12 protein-coding genes are annotated in these 15,495 nt (G+C 61.3%); 7 read left to right on the forward strand and 5 right to left on the reverse strand.

The features are described 5' to 3' along the window. The 4 genes from gltX to HJB83_RS09020 all read right to left on the reverse strand — a co-directional run bounded on the left by gltX (position 1) and on the right by HJB83_RS09020 (position 4,305). Positions 1-1,455: a glutamate--tRNA ligase gene (gene gltX / locus HJB83_RS09005; RefSeq protein WP_207581855.1), complete on the reverse strand. Its 1,455-nt coding sequence runs from the start codon at positions 1,453-1,455 to the stop codon at positions 1-3. 245 nt (positions 1,456-1,700) lie between these two features. Beyond that, positions 1,701-2,450, reverse strand: coding sequence for a TerC family protein (locus HJB83_RS09010; RefSeq protein WP_207581854.1), 750 nt, complete (start codon positions 2,448-2,450; stop codon positions 1,701-1,703). A gap of 218 nt (positions 2,451-2,668) precedes the next feature. Beyond that, a complete protein-coding gene (locus HJB83_RS09015; RefSeq protein ID WP_221131730.1) occupies positions 2,669-3,508 on the reverse strand; it encodes an AraC family transcriptional regulator in 840 nt (279 codons plus the stop codon). A gap of 116 nt (positions 3,509-3,624) precedes the next feature. Continuing rightward, a complete protein-coding gene (locus HJB83_RS09020) occupies positions 3,625-4,305 on the reverse strand; it encodes a TetR/AcrR family transcriptional regulator (RefSeq protein ID WP_207581852.1) in 681 nt (226 codons plus the stop codon). Between the two features lie 152 nt (positions 4,306-4,457). On the opposite strand from HJB83_RS09020, the gene HJB83_RS09025 reads away from it, so the two are divergent. From HJB83_RS09025 to xylA, 5 genes are all read left to right on the forward strand, one after another. Further along, positions 4,458-5,666: an HlyD family secretion protein gene (locus HJB83_RS09025; RefSeq protein WP_207581851.1), complete on the forward strand. Its 1,209-nt coding sequence runs from the start codon at positions 4,458-4,460 to the stop codon at positions 5,664-5,666. Positions 5,667-5,693: 27 nt separating this feature from the next. Further along, the gene (locus HJB83_RS09030) at positions 5,694-7,292 is read left to right on the forward strand and encodes a DHA2 family efflux MFS transporter permease subunit (RefSeq protein ID WP_207581850.1); all 1,599 of its coding nucleotides are present in this window, start codon (positions 5,694-5,696) and stop codon (positions 7,290-7,292) included. A gap of 208 nt (positions 7,293-7,500) precedes the next feature. Continuing rightward, a complete protein-coding gene (locus tag HJB83_RS09035) occupies positions 7,501-8,523 on the forward strand; it encodes a LacI family DNA-binding transcriptional regulator (protein ID WP_221131731.1) in 1,023 nt (340 codons plus the stop codon). 19 nt (positions 8,524-8,542) lie between these two features. Then, the gene (gene xylB / locus HJB83_RS09040; RefSeq protein ID WP_221131732.1) at positions 8,543-9,997 is read left to right on the forward strand and encodes a xylulokinase; all 1,455 of its coding nucleotides are present in this window, start codon (positions 8,543-8,545) and stop codon (positions 9,995-9,997) included. A gap of 216 nt (positions 9,998-10,213) precedes the next feature. Further along, on the forward strand, positions 10,214-11,524 hold the full coding sequence (xylA, locus tag HJB83_RS09045) for a xylose isomerase (protein ID WP_221131733.1): 1,311 nt from the start codon (positions 10,214-10,216) through the stop codon (positions 11,522-11,524). A 90-nt stretch (positions 11,525-11,614) separates the two neighbouring features. On the opposite strand, the gene HJB83_RS09050 is transcribed toward xylA, so the two are convergent. Continuing rightward, complete coding sequence (locus HJB83_RS09050; protein ID WP_207581846.1) at positions 11,615-12,646, reverse strand: LacI family DNA-binding transcriptional regulator; 1,032 nt, start codon at positions 12,644-12,646, stop codon at positions 11,615-11,617. Positions 12,647-12,814: 168 nt separating this feature from the next. Here HJB83_RS09050 and HJB83_RS09055 point away from each other — a divergent pair, with 168 nt between their 5' ends. Next, positions 12,815-14,341, forward strand: a complete 1,527-nt coding sequence (locus HJB83_RS09055; RefSeq protein ID WP_207581845.1) for a sugar ABC transporter ATP-binding protein — start codon at positions 12,815-12,817, stop codon at positions 14,339-14,341. Positions 14,342-14,423: 82 nt separating this feature from the next. Further along, positions 14,424-15,428, forward strand: a complete 1,005-nt coding sequence (locus tag HJB83_RS09060) for an ABC transporter permease (protein WP_207581844.1) — start codon at positions 14,424-14,426, stop codon at positions 15,426-15,428. Positions 15,429-15,495 lie beyond the last annotated feature (67 nt).

Below are 15,495 nucleotides of genomic sequence, written 5' to 3' on the forward strand. Positions count from 1 at the left end.
TTACTTCGAGCCAACGAGGGCGGCGACCGCCTGCGAGGCGAGCTTCAGGCGCTGACGCACGACGGACCGGCCGAGGATCGCCATGGAATCGAAGAGCGGCAGGGAACGCGACGAGCCGGACACAGCGACGAAGAGGGGCGAGACCACGACCTTCAGCTTCTTGCCCATGCGGTCGGCGATCGCGCGCAGCTCCGCCTCGATCGTCTCGACATTCCATTCCAGGATCTTTTCGAGATCCGGCTGAACAGTGTTGAGGATCTCCAGGATCTCTTCCGGCGGCGACTTGATCTTGGCGAAGTCGGAAGGCTGCAGGCCGAGATCGGACTTCAGCAGAAAGCCGGCAAGGTCGGGCAGTTCGCCGAGCTTTGAAATGCGCGTCTGCGACAGGCGCAGGCCCGCCATCAGGCGATCGTTTTCCATCGCCCAGCTCAGCACGCGGCCACGGAACTCTTCTTCCGACAGCTTCTCGCGGATCCAGCGGCCGTTCAGCCAGTCGAGCTTCTGGATGTCGAAGATCGCGCCGGCCTTGGAGAGGTTTTCCGGGTCGAACTTCTCGGAGAGCTCATCCACCGTCAACAGCTCCTCGCCTTCGGCGATCTGGATGAAGAACAGGCCGAGGAAGTTCATCAGCGCTTCCGGGATATAGCCGAGCGCGGAATAATAGGAGATCGAGGTCGGGTTCTTGCGCTTCGACAATTTCGATTTGTCGGCATTGCGCATCAGTGAGAGATGCATGAAGACCGGCTGATCCCAGCCGAAATAGCGATAGAGCAGAATGTGCTTCGGCACTGACGCCAGCCATTCCTCGCCGCGTGCCACATGGGTGATCTTCATCAGATGGTCGTCGATGACGTTGGCCATGTGATAGGTCGGCATGCCATCGGCCTTGATCAGCACCTGCATGTCAACGGAATCCCAGGGGATGGAGACATCGCCGTAGACACCGTCGTTGAAGTCGCAGGAGCCTTCGGCCGGGATCTTCATCCGGACGACGGTCGTCTCGCCGGCTGCCATGCGCGAGGTCACTTCCTCTGCGGTCAGGTTGAGGCAGAGGCCGTCATACTTCGGCGGCTTGCCGGCGGCGCGCTGGGTTTCGCGCATCTGTTCGAGGCGCGCGGGGGTGCAGAAACAGCGGAAGGCATGCCCCTTTTCCAGCAATTCCTCGGCGTAAGGCTGGTACATCGGCTTGCGGTCGGACTGGCGATAGGGGCCGTAGGGACCGCCGATATCCGGGCCTTCCTTCCATTCCAGGCCGCACCATTTCAGGGCGTCCAACACCTTCGTCTCGAATTCCGGGGTCGAGCGCGTCGCGTCGGTATCCTCGATACGCAGAATGAACTCGCCGCCGTGCTTCTTGGCGAAAAGGTAGTTGAAGAGAGCGATGTAAGCGGTGCCGACATGCGGCTCGCCGGTCGGCGAGGGAGCGATGCGGACGCGGACGCCGGAAGTTGTCATTGGTATGGCCCGTCAATGAACGGCGGACGGCTTTCCAGGGAAAGCGACGTTCGGCCGAAGGATGCAGATATCTTCATCGGCAAACCGGCCGAAAAAGGGCATGCGCCCGCACTATCCGCCAATCGTCCGTTCGGCTGGCCTTAGGCCATATTCAACCGGGCGCGTCAAGAAAAACCACGCCTGCAAAGGCCCGATGGCATTGAGGAGCGGCGCGCCGGTTTTCGGCGCGCCTTCCCGCTTCAATCTCAATGCGCGCCTTCCCGCTTGCGCTTGCGGGCATTGCGCGCAAACATGTTCAGCACCTCGACCAGCGCCGAGAAGGCCATGGCGGCGTAGACGTAGCCCTTCGGCACATGGAAGCCCATGCCTTCGGCGATTAGCGTCGTGCCGATCATCAGCAGGAAGGCGAGCGCCAGCATGACGATCGTCGGGTTCCGCTCGATAAAGTTGGCAAGCGGGGTTGCGGCAACCAGCATGACGGTAACGGCGGCGACGACGGCGACCACCATGATCGGCAGATGCGGCGTCATGCCGACGGCGGTGATGATGCTGTCGACCGAAAAGACAAGGTCGAGCAGCAGGATCTGGCCGATCGCCGATGCAAAGCCTGTCGTGGTGGATTTCGCGATGAAATCCTCCTGCTGGTCTATAGGATCGACGCTGTGGTGAATTTCCTTGGTGGCTTTCCAGACTAGGAACAAGCCGCCGGCGATCAGGATCAGATCCTTCCAGGAGAAGCCGTGTCCGAAAGCCTCGAACAGCGGTTCGGTCAGCTGCACGATCCAGGCGACGGTGCCGAGGAGTGCCAGGCGCATGACGAGCGCAAGACCGATGCCGATCTTGCGAGCCTTCTCCCGGTGCTCAGGCGGCAGTTTGTTGGTGAGAATGGAAATGAAGATCAGGTTGTCGATCCCGAGAACGACTTCCATAACCACCAGCGTGATGAGCGCCACCCAGGCGGCCGGATCCTGAATGAGCGTCATGATTCCCTGCATAAGCGTATATCCCTCTTGCGTCACATGCGTGAATGACGCGCGCAATGTAGTGTCGGTAGCCTGCTACGCAAGCGCCGCAAGGGGGTATACGAAATCGTTGTGACTTTTATTCCCTAGAACAGGATGATTTAAGGCCGGGTCGGCCTTAAATTTGAATCCTGTTCTAAATTAAAGAGTTAGAGCATGATGTCATGAGAAAACCGCTCACACTTTCGGCATCATGCTCTGATCGGCAGCCAGATTTCGGTGACGCCCATGCCTGTATGGGGGTCGAAGCGCTCATCGTAGCGTTCGAACATGTCGGGCGTCTCGCCATGTTCCAGGCCCGAGGTCGGCCACCATGTGCCGAAGATCCTGTGCATGGTCGCGGGAATGCCGGAGACATGGCCGCGGTGGGCAAAGACGACGTAACGTTGGCCGGGAAGCTTGAGTGTGGCAAAATCCGCCGGCAGATCACCGGCATCGGCGACTTCGGCCGCGGCTATATAGCGGAATATCTCCGCCTCGCCGTCGATATGGGTGCAGATGCCGTAGGCGACATTGCCTTTCTGTCCCGAGATATGGCCGAAATGGGCATTGAACTTCTGCCAGAGAGACGGGATGGCGGCGTTGCCGCCATAGGGGTAGGTTTCCTGCAAGCCGGCAAACAGCATCGGCGGAAGGGTTTCGAGGCGGGGCGGTTCGAGGTCGTTGAGGTGGGTGGGGTCCATTCTGATTGGCTCCAGCAGGACAAGGTTACGGGCGTGCCCTTGCCGACGCGCAGCATCCGGCGTCACGCCGAACTGGTCGCGGAAGGCGCGGGTGAAAGCCTCGTGCGAGCCATAGCTCGCACAAAGCGCAACCTCGAGAATGGTGGATGAACCGCCGATCAATGCGGGCACGGCGCGGCTGAGGCGCCGCCCTCTTATGTAGCTGCTGATCGAGTGGCCGGTAACGAGCCCGAAGACGCGCGACAGGTGGTAACGCGACAATCCGGCTGCTTCCGATATCTCTTCCAGCGACAGATCGTTTTCGAAATGGCTCTCTATGAACCAGATCGCCCGTCCGACGGCGCTCATTCTCAATCTCCTGGTTGCGGCTTCTTCCTTAACGAAAAGCCGGTATCCGGATTTGATCGCTATTGCGGGATTCTGGCCGATGGAGCGCGGCAGTCAACGGTGGGGCCAAAGGTGGATCAGACGGTCTCGTGCTGGCGCGCGCCGTAGGCGGCCATGAAGACCCGGATTGCGCCGCAGATGACGCGCTCGATTTCGTCGCGATGCGGCGGCTCTTCCATGCTTCCGAACAGGCGGAGCTTGAAGAAACTGCCGCTGGCGAGGTCGAGAAACTGGCCGGCGGCCAGATCGATATCGTCGATTTCGAGCCTGCCTTCGGCGATGTGCCGTTCCAGGAAGTCGCGCATGATGGTGCGCAGGTTTTCCGGGCCCTTGAAGAAGCGTTGGCAGAGCACCGGCATGCGGTCGCGCACGCCAAGAACGGTGCGCATGGCACTGATGACCTTTTCATCGGTCATATGGGTGACGAAGCTCACCCCGAATTCGTACAGACCGGCTTCGGGATCGTCATGTTCGGCAAGCGCCGTGCGCACGGCCGCCACGAAGGCGGCGCGCTCGGCCTCGATCATCGCCGAAAACAATTCTTCCTTGTTGGTGAAATAGACGTAGAGCGTCCCCTTGGAGACGCCGGCCTCGCGCGTCACGTCGTTCATGCTGGCGGCGTCGAAACCCATCTTCATGAAGACGCGCTTGGCGCCGGCGAGAATCTGCTGACGCTTGGCCGGATCTTCGCCCGCAGCAAATCGGCCTCCTCCAACGGGAGGGCTGAAGACGGCGGCGTGGTCGGGTTTCAGCGTCATTTATCCTTAACCGTGTTCACGGTTTCGTTTTTTCTTTAAAAGAAATCGAACCGATTGGTTCTATACATCTTGATATGACGGTAAAACAGGTTTAAGTCAACTGAACCGAACCGTTCAGTTCGATTACTTACTCCAAGATCGGTAAAGTGGCCATGTCGAGCAACCAGAAAAGCAGCGTCGCGCGGATCGTTAGCGAAAACGCCGGAGCCGAAGAGGCCACTGCTGAAGTCGCGGCCGTTGCAGAAGCTCCGACGGCGGAAGCCCGCGAGATGCCATCTGCGCCTGCGCAGTCGGCGCCGGCTCCGGCCGCTGCAGCTGCGAAGAAGCGCCGCAGCCCGGTGCTGCCGATCTTTGTTCTCGCTCTTCTCGCGGGCGGCGGCTGGTATGGTTACGAATGGTGGACGAACGGCCGCTTCATGGTGTCGACTGACGACGCCTATATCGAGGGCGATATTGCAACGATTTCGCCGAAGGTCACGGGCTACGTCGCGAAAGTGAATGTAGTCGCCAACCAGGAAGTCAAAGCGGGCGACGTGCTTGCCACGCTTGATAACGGCGACTATCAGAACGCCCTCGATCAGGCCGAGGCCCAGATCGCCACTGAACAGCTTTCGCTGCAGCGCATTGACGCGCAGATCGAAGGCGCCAATGCCAGCCTCGTGCAGGCGCGGGCGCAAAAGGTGGCACTCGAAGCGGCCGTTCGCGGTGCCGAGATCACCCAGAAGCGCCAGAGCGATTTGCAGGCGAAGTCGGTCGGCACCGCCGCCGATCTCGATAATGCCAATATCGCTCTCGACCAGGCCAAGGCCAATCTTGCCGGCGGCGATGCCAACATCACTGCTGCGCAGGCTAACATCACCATTCTCCAGGCCCAACGCAAGGAGGCCGAAGGCTCGGTCCGTTCGCTGGAAATCTCGCGCGACAAGGCCGCCCGCGACCTGTCCTTCACCGTGCTCAAGGCACCTTATGACGGCATCGTCGGCAACCGCTCGGTTCAGGAAGGCGATCTCGTTTCTCCCGGTCAGCGTCTGATGGCGCTTGTTCCGGTGCGCCGGCTTTATATCGACGCCAACTTCAAGGAAACGCAGATCCAGCATCTGGTGCCCGGCTCGAAGGTCAACGTCCATGTCGATGCCTATAGCGATCATCCTGTGGTCGGGACCGTCGAATCGATCTCGCCGGCTTCCGGCTCGGTCTTTTCGATGCTGCCGCCGGAAAATGCCACGGGCAACTTCACCAAGGTGATCCAGCGCGTGCCGGTGCGCATCGCGCTGCCGCAGGATGCGCTCGACAGCGGGCGTCTGCGCGCCGGCCTCAGCGTCGTCGTCGACGTCGACACCCGCACGGCGCCGAGCAAGTAAGCCTTTAGAAAAGGCGGAGGTGGTCCGATGGCCGGAAGTGCGACAGCAACAGCAGGGACGATTCCGGCAGCGCCCGCCCACGCCGAGGATCACATGGATCCGAGGAAGCTCATCGCCTTCTTCGCGATGGTGCTCGGCATGTTCATGTCGATCCTCGACATCCAGATCGTCTCGGCCTCGCTTGCCGAAATCCAGGCCGGCCTCTCGGCCGGCAGCGACGAAGTCGGTTGGGTGCAGACGGCCTATCTGATCGCCGAAGTGATCATGATTCCGCTTTCGGGCACGCTGGCGCGCATCATCTCGACGCGTTATCTCTTCGCAATCTCCGCTGCCGGGTTCACCATGGCGAGCGCGCTTGCGGCGACGGCGACGAATATCGACCAGATGATCGTCTACCGGGCCATCCAGGGTTTTATCGGCGGCGGCATGATCCCGTCGGTCTTCGCGGCCGCCTTCACCATCTTTCCGGCGTCGAAGCGCAGCATCGTTTCGCCGATCATCGGCCTGATCGCGACGCTGGCGCCGACCATTGGCCCCACCGTCGGCGGCTATCTCAGCCATGCCTTTTCCTGGCACTGGCTGTTCCTCGTCAATATCGTTCCCGGCATCATCGTCACGATCGTCACCTGGAACTTCATCGATTTCGACAAGCCGGAACTGTCGCTTTTCAAGAAGTTCGACTGGTGGGGGCTTTTCTCGATGGGCATCTTCCTCGGTGCGATGGAATATGTGCTCGAAGAGGGCAATTCGAACGATTGGTTCAACGACAGCTCCATCGCCATCGCTGCCGTCGCCTCGTGCGTTGCGGCCATCATCTTCTTCTATCGCGCCTTCACGGTGGAGTTCCCCGTCGTCGACCTCAAGGCCTTTTCGAACCGGAATTTCTCCTTCGGCTCGATCTTCTCCTTCGTCATGGGCATCGGCCTCTATGGCCTCACCTACATCTACCCGGTCTATCTTGGACGCATCCGCGGCTATGATTCGCTGATGATCGGCCAGACGATGTTCGTCTCCGGGCTTGCGATGTTTTTCACCGCGCCGATCGCCGGCAAGCTGTCGACGAAGATGGACCTGCGCCTGATGATGGTGATCGGTTTCACCAGCTTCGCCGCCGGTACCTACATCATGATTCACCTGACGGCGGATTGGGATTTCTACGAACTGTTCATCCCGCAGATCCTGCGCGGTTTCGGGCTGATGATGTGCATGGTGCCGATCAACAATATCGCACTCGGCACGATGCCGCCGTCGCGCATCCGCGGCGCATCCGGCCTGTTCAACCTGACCAGAAACCTCGGCGGCGCCGTCGGTCTTGCCGTCATCAACACCGTGCTCACCAACCGACAGGACGTGCACTATGAACGGCTGCGGGAGAATATGGACTGGGGCAATCCGGCGGCGATCGACCAGATGAACAACATGACCGCCAATTTCAACACCTATGGCATGGATGGCGCCTCGGTCGCGATCAAGCAGATGGTCGGTCTGGCCACCAAGCAGGCGATCGTCCTCTCTTTCAGCGACGTGTTCCTCATCCTGACCGCGCTTTTCGTTGCGATGATCCTCGGTGTCGCCATGATCAAGAAACCTGCGCCGCAAGGCGGGGGAGGCGGTGGCGGCCACTGACCTCCGGCCTGCCGCCCCTTGAAAGGCCCTCTCCGGAGGGCCTTTTTGTTTGCCGGTTTCCGACCTCTATGCCATCGGGCGGATGATCGCTGGCGGGATCAGTCCGAAGCAGATATCAATACCGGAAAATCGATAAGGGAACCGGCCTGTTCGATTTTTTGATTTACGTACATCAAATTTGGCGCTAATGGTCTCGTCAGGAGGAATGATGAGGCCTACAGTTCACGATATCGCCGCTGCCGCCGGTGTCAGTCTTGCGACTGTCGACCGGGTTCTCAACCAGCGCCCAGGTGTGCGTCACGTCACGCGGGAGAAGGTCGAAACGGCGATCCGTGAGCTCGGTTATATCAGAGACGTCGCCGCCGCCAATCTCGCCAAGGGACGTACCTATCCACTGGTGTTCATCCTTCCGGCCAGCGACAATTCCTTCATGCACGGGCTCAATGCCGAGATCCGGCAGGCGGTGCTTCGCTCGCCGGCCGAGCGTACCGATATCCGCACCATCGAGGTGCCGGCTTTCGATCCGGCAGCCCTTGTCTCCGTGCTCGAAGAGCTTTCCCGGGAGAGGCCTTGCGGCATCGCGATGGTCGCGACCGATGCACCTGACGTGCGCGCCACCGTCGACAGGCTGGTGCGCGAGCGCTTTCCCATCGTCACCCTGGTTTCCGATCTCACCGGATCGCTGCGCCATCATTATGCCGGCGTCGACAATATCGCGGCCGGCCGTACAGCGGCCCGCTTGCTCGGGCGATTTCTCGGATCGCGAAAGGGCGAGATCGCCGTGCTCGCCGGCTCCATGATGGTGCGCGACCATCGCGAGCGGCTGGAGGGCTTTGCCGCAGTCATGGCTGCGGAGTTTCCGCATCTTGCGATCCTGCCGGTTCTCGAAGGCCGCGACGACCCCGAGGTCGCCCATAGGCTCGTTGCCGACGCGCTCGGGAATGCCGATATCATCGGCGTCTACAGCCTAGGCGCCGGCAATCGCGGCCTGATCCGGGCGTTGAAGGAGAAGGCCGTCGGCCGGACGCTGACGGTCATCGCCCACGAGCTCACCGCCCATACGCGCGCAGCACTCGTCGACAATACGATCGATGCGATCCTCAACCAGGACGCCGGCCATGAAGTGCGTAGCGCCATCCGTGTATTGAAAGCCAAGGCGGACGGGCTTGCCGTCATCGAAGCGCAAGAGCGCATCCGCCTCGACATATTTCTGAAAGACAATCTGCCGTAACGGCAAAGGAGAATACCCCATGTATCTCGGTCTCGATCTCGGAACCTCCGGCGTCAAGGCGATGCTGATCGACGGCGATCAGAAGATCGTCGGCTCGGCCAATGGTGCGCTCGACGTCTCGCGTCCGCATTCTGGCTGGTCGGAGCAGGAGCCGGCCCACTGGGTGCGTGCGACGGAGGAGGCCGTCGCCGGCCTCAAGGCGAAACATCCGAAGGAGCTGGCTGCAGTCAAGGGCATCGGCCTTTCCGGCCAGATGCACGGCGCGACGCTCATCGATGCCACCGACAAGGTGCTGCGTCCCTGCATTCTCTGGAACGACACGCGCAGCCACGTCGAGGCTGCGGCCCTCGATGCCGATCCGCGCTTCCGCGCGCTTACCGGCAATATCGTCTTTCCTGGCTTTACGGCGCCGAAGCTCGCCTGGGTCGAGAAGCATGAGCCCGATGTCTTTGCCAGGATCGCCAAGGTGCTGCTGCCGAAGGACTATCTGCGTCTTTGGCTGACCGGCGAATATATCTCCGAAATGTCGGATTCGGCCGGCACTTCCTGGCTTGATACCGGCAAGCGGGCCTGGTCGTCCGAACTGCTGGCTGCCACCAATCTTTCCAAGGAGCAGATGCCGGCACTCGTCGAAGGCACCGAGCAGGCCGGCAAGCTGCGGGCGGAACTTGCTACGCAATGGGGCATTTCCGGCGATGCCGTCGTTGCCGGCGGCGCGGGCGACAATGCAGCCTCGGCCTGCGGCATGGGCACGGTCAGCGACGGCGCCGCCTTCGTCTCGCTCGGCACGTCGGGCGTGCTTTTTGCCGCCAACGGCTCCTATCTGCCGAAGCCGGAAAGCGCCGTGCATGCCTTCTGCCACGCGCTGCCGAACACCTGGCACCAGATGGGCGTCATCCTGTCGGCCACCGATGCGCTTAACTGGCATTCCGGGGTCACCGGCAAATCGGCCGCCGACCTGACCGGAGAACTCGGCGAGACGCTGAAGGCGCCGACCGGCGTCAGCTTTCTCCCCTATCTCTCCGGTGAGCGCACGCCGCACAATGATGCCGTCATCCGCGGCGCCTTCATCGGCCTCGAACATGAAAGCAGCCGTCTCGTGCTGACCCAGGCGGTGCTCGAGGGTGTTGCCTTTGCCATCCGCGATAATCTCGAAGCGCTGCGCTCGGCCGGCACCGGCATATCCCGCGTCACGGCAATCGGCGGCGGTTCGCGCTCGCGTTACTGGCTGGCGTCGATCGCGACCGCGCTCGGCGTTCCGGTCGACCTGCCGGCCGATGGCGATTTTGGCGCGGCCTTCGGCGCCGCCCGCCTCGGTCTTATCGCGGCAACCGGGGCAGATCCGATTGCCGTCTGCACGCCGCCGGTGACATCGGGCACGATCGAGCCGGTGTCTGCACTGAGCGGCACTTATGAGGATGCCTACAAGCGCTACCGCGCACTCTATCCGGCGATAAAATCGCTGGCGCATTGAGAACTGGAGCCAGCGGCCCCCTCATCCGCCGGCCGGCACCTTTGCCTGGTCGAGCCGCGGGTCTCGCCCGTCCTTCGGACCCCGGAGGGGAGAAGAGACTCGCAGCGGTGCCTCCGTTCCTCTTCTCCCCTCGGGGAGAAGGTGGCCCGAAGGTCGGATGAAGGGGCTGGATGGCACAGACGATAAGACTGAACTACCGACCCAAGGAGACCCAAGATGAGCACCGGATTTTTCGGCGATATCCAGAAAATAAAATACGAAGGCCCCGACAGCACCAATCCGCTGGCCTTCCGCCATTACCAGCCGGACGAGATCGTCATGGGCAAGCGCATGGAAGACCACCTGCGCTTTGCCGTGGCCTATTGGCACACCTTCACCTGGCCGGGCGGCGACCCCTTCGGTGGCCAGACCTTCCTGCGCCCTTGGTTCGAGGACACGATGAAGGCCGCCAAGCTCAAGGCCGACGTCGCCTTCGAATTCTTCTCGCTGCTCGGCTCGCCCTATTACTGCTTCCATGACGCCGACGTGCGTCCGGAGGGCAAGAATTTCGCCGAGAACACCAAAAACCTCAATGAGATCGTCGACTACTTCGCCGAGAAGCAGGCCGCAACCGGCACCAAGCTGCTCTGGGGCACGGCAAACCTGTTCTCCAACCGCCGCTACATGTCCGGTGCGGCGACCAACCCGGATCCTGACGTTTTTGCTTTCGCCGCCGCGACGGTCAAGACCTGCATCGACGCGACGCAGAAGCTGGGCGGCGAGAACTACGTGCTCTGGGGCGGCCGCGAAGGCTACGAGACGCTGCTCAACACCGATCTCAAACGTGAGCTCGACCAACTCGGACGCTTCCTCAACCTCGTCGTCGAATACAAGCACAAGATCGGCTACAAGGGCACGATCCTGATCGAGCCGAAGCCCCAGGAGCCGACCAAGCACCAGTACGATTACGACGTTGCGACCGTCTATGGCTTCCTCAAGAAGCACGGACTTGAAAACGAGGTGAAACTCAATATCGAGCAGGGCCACGCGATCCTCGCCGGCCACTCCTTCGAGCACGAGCTGGCGCTTTCCAATGCGCTCGGCATCTTCGGCTCGATCGACATGAACCGCAACGACTACCAATCTGGCTGGGATACCGACCAGTTCCCGAACAATGTTCCCGAAATGGCGCTCGCTTACTATCACGTTCTGGCAGGCGGGGGCTTCAAAACCGGCGGCACCAATTTCGACTCGAAGCTGCGCCGCCAGTCTCTCGAGCCGGCGGATCTGCTGATCGGTCACATTGGCGGAATGGATTGCTGCGCCCGCGGCCTGAAGGCCGCTGCCAGGATGATCGAGGACAAGGCTCTGTCGCAGCCGCTCGCCGATCGTTATGCCGGCTGGGAATCCGCCGAGGCGCAGAAGCTCTTCCGCGGCGAGTATTCGCTGGATGAGATCACGACTTGGGTCGAGACCAAGGACGTCAATCCGCAGCCGAGATCCGGCAAGCAGGAACTGCTCGAGAACGTCGTCAATCGTTACGTCTGATCAAGCGCGCCGGCGGCGGCCAGCGGTCGTCGGCGCAACCCTTTCTGAACGGCTGCGGGCGCTATGTCCTCAGCCTCTATCTCTATCGGCTCAACGCTTCGACCAGTTGCGCGACGGCGCAGAGACGGAGTTTCGAACCACCAGATCCGGCCGGAGCAGGATTTCCGTTTCGGTCGGCCGGCCATCGGACAGGAGTTCGAGCAGCAGCGCCATCGCCTGTTTTCCGATCGCCGTTCTCGGTTGGCGGATCGTAGTCAGCGGCGGGGATATGAAGACGGCCTGCGGCACGTCGTCGAAACCGGTCACCGAGAAATCCCCCGGAATGTCGTAGCCTCGCGCGCCGAGCCCGATCATGACGCCGATCGCGGTCTGGTCGTTGACGCACATGAAGGCGGTCGGAAGCGTGTCGCGCATGAAAAGCTGTTCGACCGCATGCCGCCCGCTCTCGATCGTGCCATCGCCTTCGAGCACGATCCGCAAGTCGGGCGGGACGCCGGCGGCGTCGAGGCCGGCATCATAGCCCATGCGGCGTCTGGTATAGGCAAGCCGGGTGCGCGAATCGCCGATGAAGGCGATCTTTCGATGCCCTTCGGCCAGCAGCAGGTCCACCGCTTTCCTGGCGCCCTCGGTATCGTCGACGCCGACATAGGGAATGCCGCCGTTGAAGACAGGCTCGAAAACGCCGACGCTCGGCGGCAGCCGCGCAGTCATCGTCTGATGCCCGAAGGGCAGGATGCCGGTAAACAGGATAAGCCCGGCTGCCTGGTTGGAATTCAAGAATTTCAGATATTCGAGCCCGCGCTGGGCGTCGTTCTGCGTGTGGCCGATCAGGATGCCGTAGCCGTGCGCGCGCGCCTCGTTTTCCAACCCGACGAGAATGTTGGAGAAATTGGGGTCGCCGATATCGGGCGCCACGACGAGAATCATGTTGGAGCGGCCGAGCCTCAGGCTGCGCGCCATGGCATTGGTGGTGTAACCGGTGATCGCGATCGCCTGGTTGACCTTGAGGCGGGTGGAATTGGCGACCTTCTCCGGCATATGGATTGCCCGGGACACCGTCGCGATGGAGACCTCGGCGATCCGGGCGACGTCTTCGATTGTTGCGGGCGTGGAATTCGACACTGGGCTCTGCCTTGGGCTGTCTTCGCCGCGACACTACACAGACTTGTCGGGAGGTCAAAGGCAGGCTTCAACTGATCTGTGTAAATCAACGATGTAAACCTTTACACGATGTATGTAAAGGTTTACATAAGGTCCTTAGCGGCCGGAGAACCGCTTGGGGAGGATCTGATGACCGTGGAGACTGCCGACACTGCACCCGTGGTGCTGTCCGCTAGGCGCATATGCAAATCCTTCAGTGGGGTGCAGGTCCTCTTCAGCGTGAATTTCGATCTCCGCGCCGGCGAAATCCATGCGCTGATGGGTGAAAATGGCGCCGGCAAATCCACGCTTGTCAAGGTATTGTCCGGTTTCGAACAGCCGAGTTCCGGCGAAATCCTGCTCGACGGCAAGCCTGTCGTCCTGCCGCCCAACGGCGCTGCCGAGGCGCTTGGCATCGTCATCATTCACCAGGAATTCAACCTCGCCGAACATCTGACCGTGACGGAAAGCCTCTTTCTCGGGCGCGAAGTCACGCGCTTCGGCGTGCTCGACCGCAAATATATGAGGTCGGAGACACGCAAAGTTCTCGATGTGCTCGGTTCGCATGTCGATGAGAATGCGCAGATCAGCACGCTTTCCATCGCCGACAAGCAGATGGTCGAAATCGCCAAGGCAATCAGCCGCGACGCGCGGGTCGTGTTCATGGACGAGCCGACCGCGGTGCTGTCGCGGGAAGAGACCAATATGCTCTTCAAGCAGGTTCGCAAGCTGCGTGACCAGGGTACGAGCTTCGTCTTCGTGTCGCACAAGCTCGACGAAGTGATGGAGTTGACTGATCGTGTCACCGTGCTACGCGACGGCCAGTGGATCAAGACGTCGCCGACGTCGATTCTGGACGGGGAATCGATCGCGCAGCTGATGGTTGGCCGCGAACTTTCGAGCCTTTATCCCGCCAAAGTGGAACCTGATGTCGACGAGGAGGTCGTCCTCAGTGTCGCTTCGGTGTCGACGGGCTATGTGAGGGATGCGAGCTTCGAGGTGCGCAAGGGCGAGATCATCGGCTTTTCCGGTATGATCGGCTCCGGCCGCACCGAGCTGATGGAAGCGATCGCCGGGTTGCGGACCCGTCTCGAGGGTGAGGTGGTCATCAAGGGGGAAGCGGTTCCCTCCGGCGATGTCCATGCCGCCAATCGCTGCGGGCTCGCCTACATGACCAAGGACCGCAAGTCGAAGGGCCTGCTGCTGCGCTCCGGCATGATGACCAATTTGACCCTGCAATCGCTCGGAAGGCATTCTCGCCGAGGCTATCTCAGCCCGGGCAGCGAAGCGGGTGCTCTGGCGAAGGCCAAGCGCCGTTTCGACATCAGGGTGCGCGACGGCAATATCGTCGCCGGCCGGATGTCGGGTGGAAACCAGCAGAAACTGCTGCTGGCCAAGGTCATGGAGACCGAGCCCGACATCATCATCATCGACGAGCCGACGCGCGGCATCGATGTCGGCACCAAACAGCAGATCTATCATTTCATCTCGGCGCTGGCCCGGGACGGCCGTTCGATCATCGTCGTCTCGTCGGAGATGCCGGAGGTCATTGGCCTCTGCACGCGGGTGGTGGTGATGCGTGAAGGACATATCGTCGGCGTGCTCGAGGGCGATGAGATTTCCGAGCAGGAGATCATGCGTTACGCCGCCGGGCTTAAAAAGAAGGCGGCTGCCTAAGCCGAACACGAAGCGTCGTCGCGACGACGCCGATCACAGACAAGACGCCCAGCAGGTATGGGACGGGAGGTTGGTTTTGGAAATGAGTGTCAACGAGGAGACCAGGGAAATCCGGCGCCGATCCTGGCGGGATGTCGATCTGCGTGCGGTCGCGCCTTTCGTCGCCCTGGCACTGCTCCTGATCGTCGGGGCCCTGGTCAATCCCAATTTCATCGGCATCACCAACCTTGCCAATGTCGCAACGCGCAGCGCCTTCATTGCCATCATTGCGGTCGGCGCGACCTTCGTGATCTCAGCAGGCGATCTCGACCTGTCGGTCGGCTCGATGGTGGCCTTCGTCGCCAGCCTGATGATCCTGCTGATGAATTCGGGCGCCATCGAAAACCCGGTCCTGATGCTGACGGTCGCGGCCGTCTTCACGATCGTCGCCGGCGCGCTTTGCGGCCTGGCGAACGGCCTGATCACGACGGTGGGCAAGATTGAGCCCTTCATCGCAACGCTTGGCACGATGGGCATCTATCGCGGCCTGACGACATGGCTGTCGCAGGGCGGCGCAATCACTCTTCGCTCCGCCGATATCCAGACGCTCTATCGTCCTGCTTATTTCGGCACTATCGCCGGTGTGCCGGTACCGATCGTGGTGATCCTGGCAGTGACGGCGGTTGCCGCCTTTATCCTCTATCGCACACGTTATGGCCGCCACGTTGTTGCTGTGGGATCAAACAGCGATGTTGCCCGCTATTCCGGCATCGCGGTCAATCGCGTCAGGACGATTGCCTTCGTCATCCAGGGCCTGTGCGTCGCCATTGCCGTGTTGCTCTATGTTCCCCGTCTCGGCTCGACGTCGGCAACAACGGGCATCCTGTGGGAGCTCCAGGCGATCACGGCCGTCGTCGTCGGCGGCACGGCGCTGAAGGGCGGCGCCGGCAGGGTCTGGGGGACGATCTGCGGCGCCTTCATTCTCGAACTCGTCGGCAATATCATGCTGCTTTCGAACTTCATCAGCGAGTATCTGATCGGCGCCATCCAGGGTGCGATCATCATCATCGCCATGTTCGTCCAGCGCTCGCTGGTGCGCAAATCATGAAATAATCAGGTTTGCATTGACCGGGGCTTGCAATTGACCGGGCTTCAGGGCGTCCGGTCCCGATATG

This window comes from Rhizobium sp. NZLR11, from assembly GCF_019685115.1.
Taxonomy (GTDB): domain Bacteria; phylum Pseudomonadota; class Alphaproteobacteria; order Rhizobiales; family Rhizobiaceae; genus Rhizobium.

Coding starts and splice junctions, on each gene's coding strand:
- HJB83_RS09030 (WP_207581850.1), top strand. CDS start 5,694: ATGGCCGGAAGTGCGACAGCAACAGCAGGGACGATTCCGGCAGCGCCC.
- gltX (WP_207581855.1), bottom strand. CDS start 1,455: ATGACAACTTCCGGCGTCCGCGTCCGCATCGCTCCCTCGCCGACCGGC.
- HJB83_RS09010 (WP_207581854.1), bottom strand. CDS start 2,450: ATGCAGGGAATCATGACGCTCATTCAGGATCCGGCCGCCTGGGTGGCG.
- HJB83_RS09015 (WP_221131730.1), bottom strand. CDS start 3,508: ATGAGCGCCGTCGGACGGGCGATCTGGTTCATAGAGAGCCATTTCGAA.
- HJB83_RS09055 (WP_207581845.1), top strand. CDS start 12,815: ATGACCGTGGAGACTGCCGACACTGCACCCGTGGTGCTGTCCGCTAGG.
- HJB83_RS09060 (WP_207581844.1), top strand. CDS start 14,424: ATGAGTGTCAACGAGGAGACCAGGGAAATCCGGCGCCGATCCTGGCGG.
- HJB83_RS09035 (WP_221131731.1), top strand. CDS start 7,501: ATGAGGCCTACAGTTCACGATATCGCCGCTGCCGCCGGTGTCAGTCTT.
- xylB (WP_221131732.1), top strand. CDS start 8,543: ATGTATCTCGGTCTCGATCTCGGAACCTCCGGCGTCAAGGCGATGCTG.
- HJB83_RS09020 (WP_207581852.1), bottom strand. CDS start 4,305: ATGACGCTGAAACCCGACCACGCCGCCGTCTTCAGCCCTCCCGTTGGA.
- HJB83_RS09025 (WP_207581851.1), top strand. CDS start 4,458: ATGTCGAGCAACCAGAAAAGCAGCGTCGCGCGGATCGTTAGCGAAAAC.
- xylA (WP_221131733.1), top strand. CDS start 10,214: ATGAGCACCGGATTTTTCGGCGATATCCAGAAAATAAAATACGAAGGC.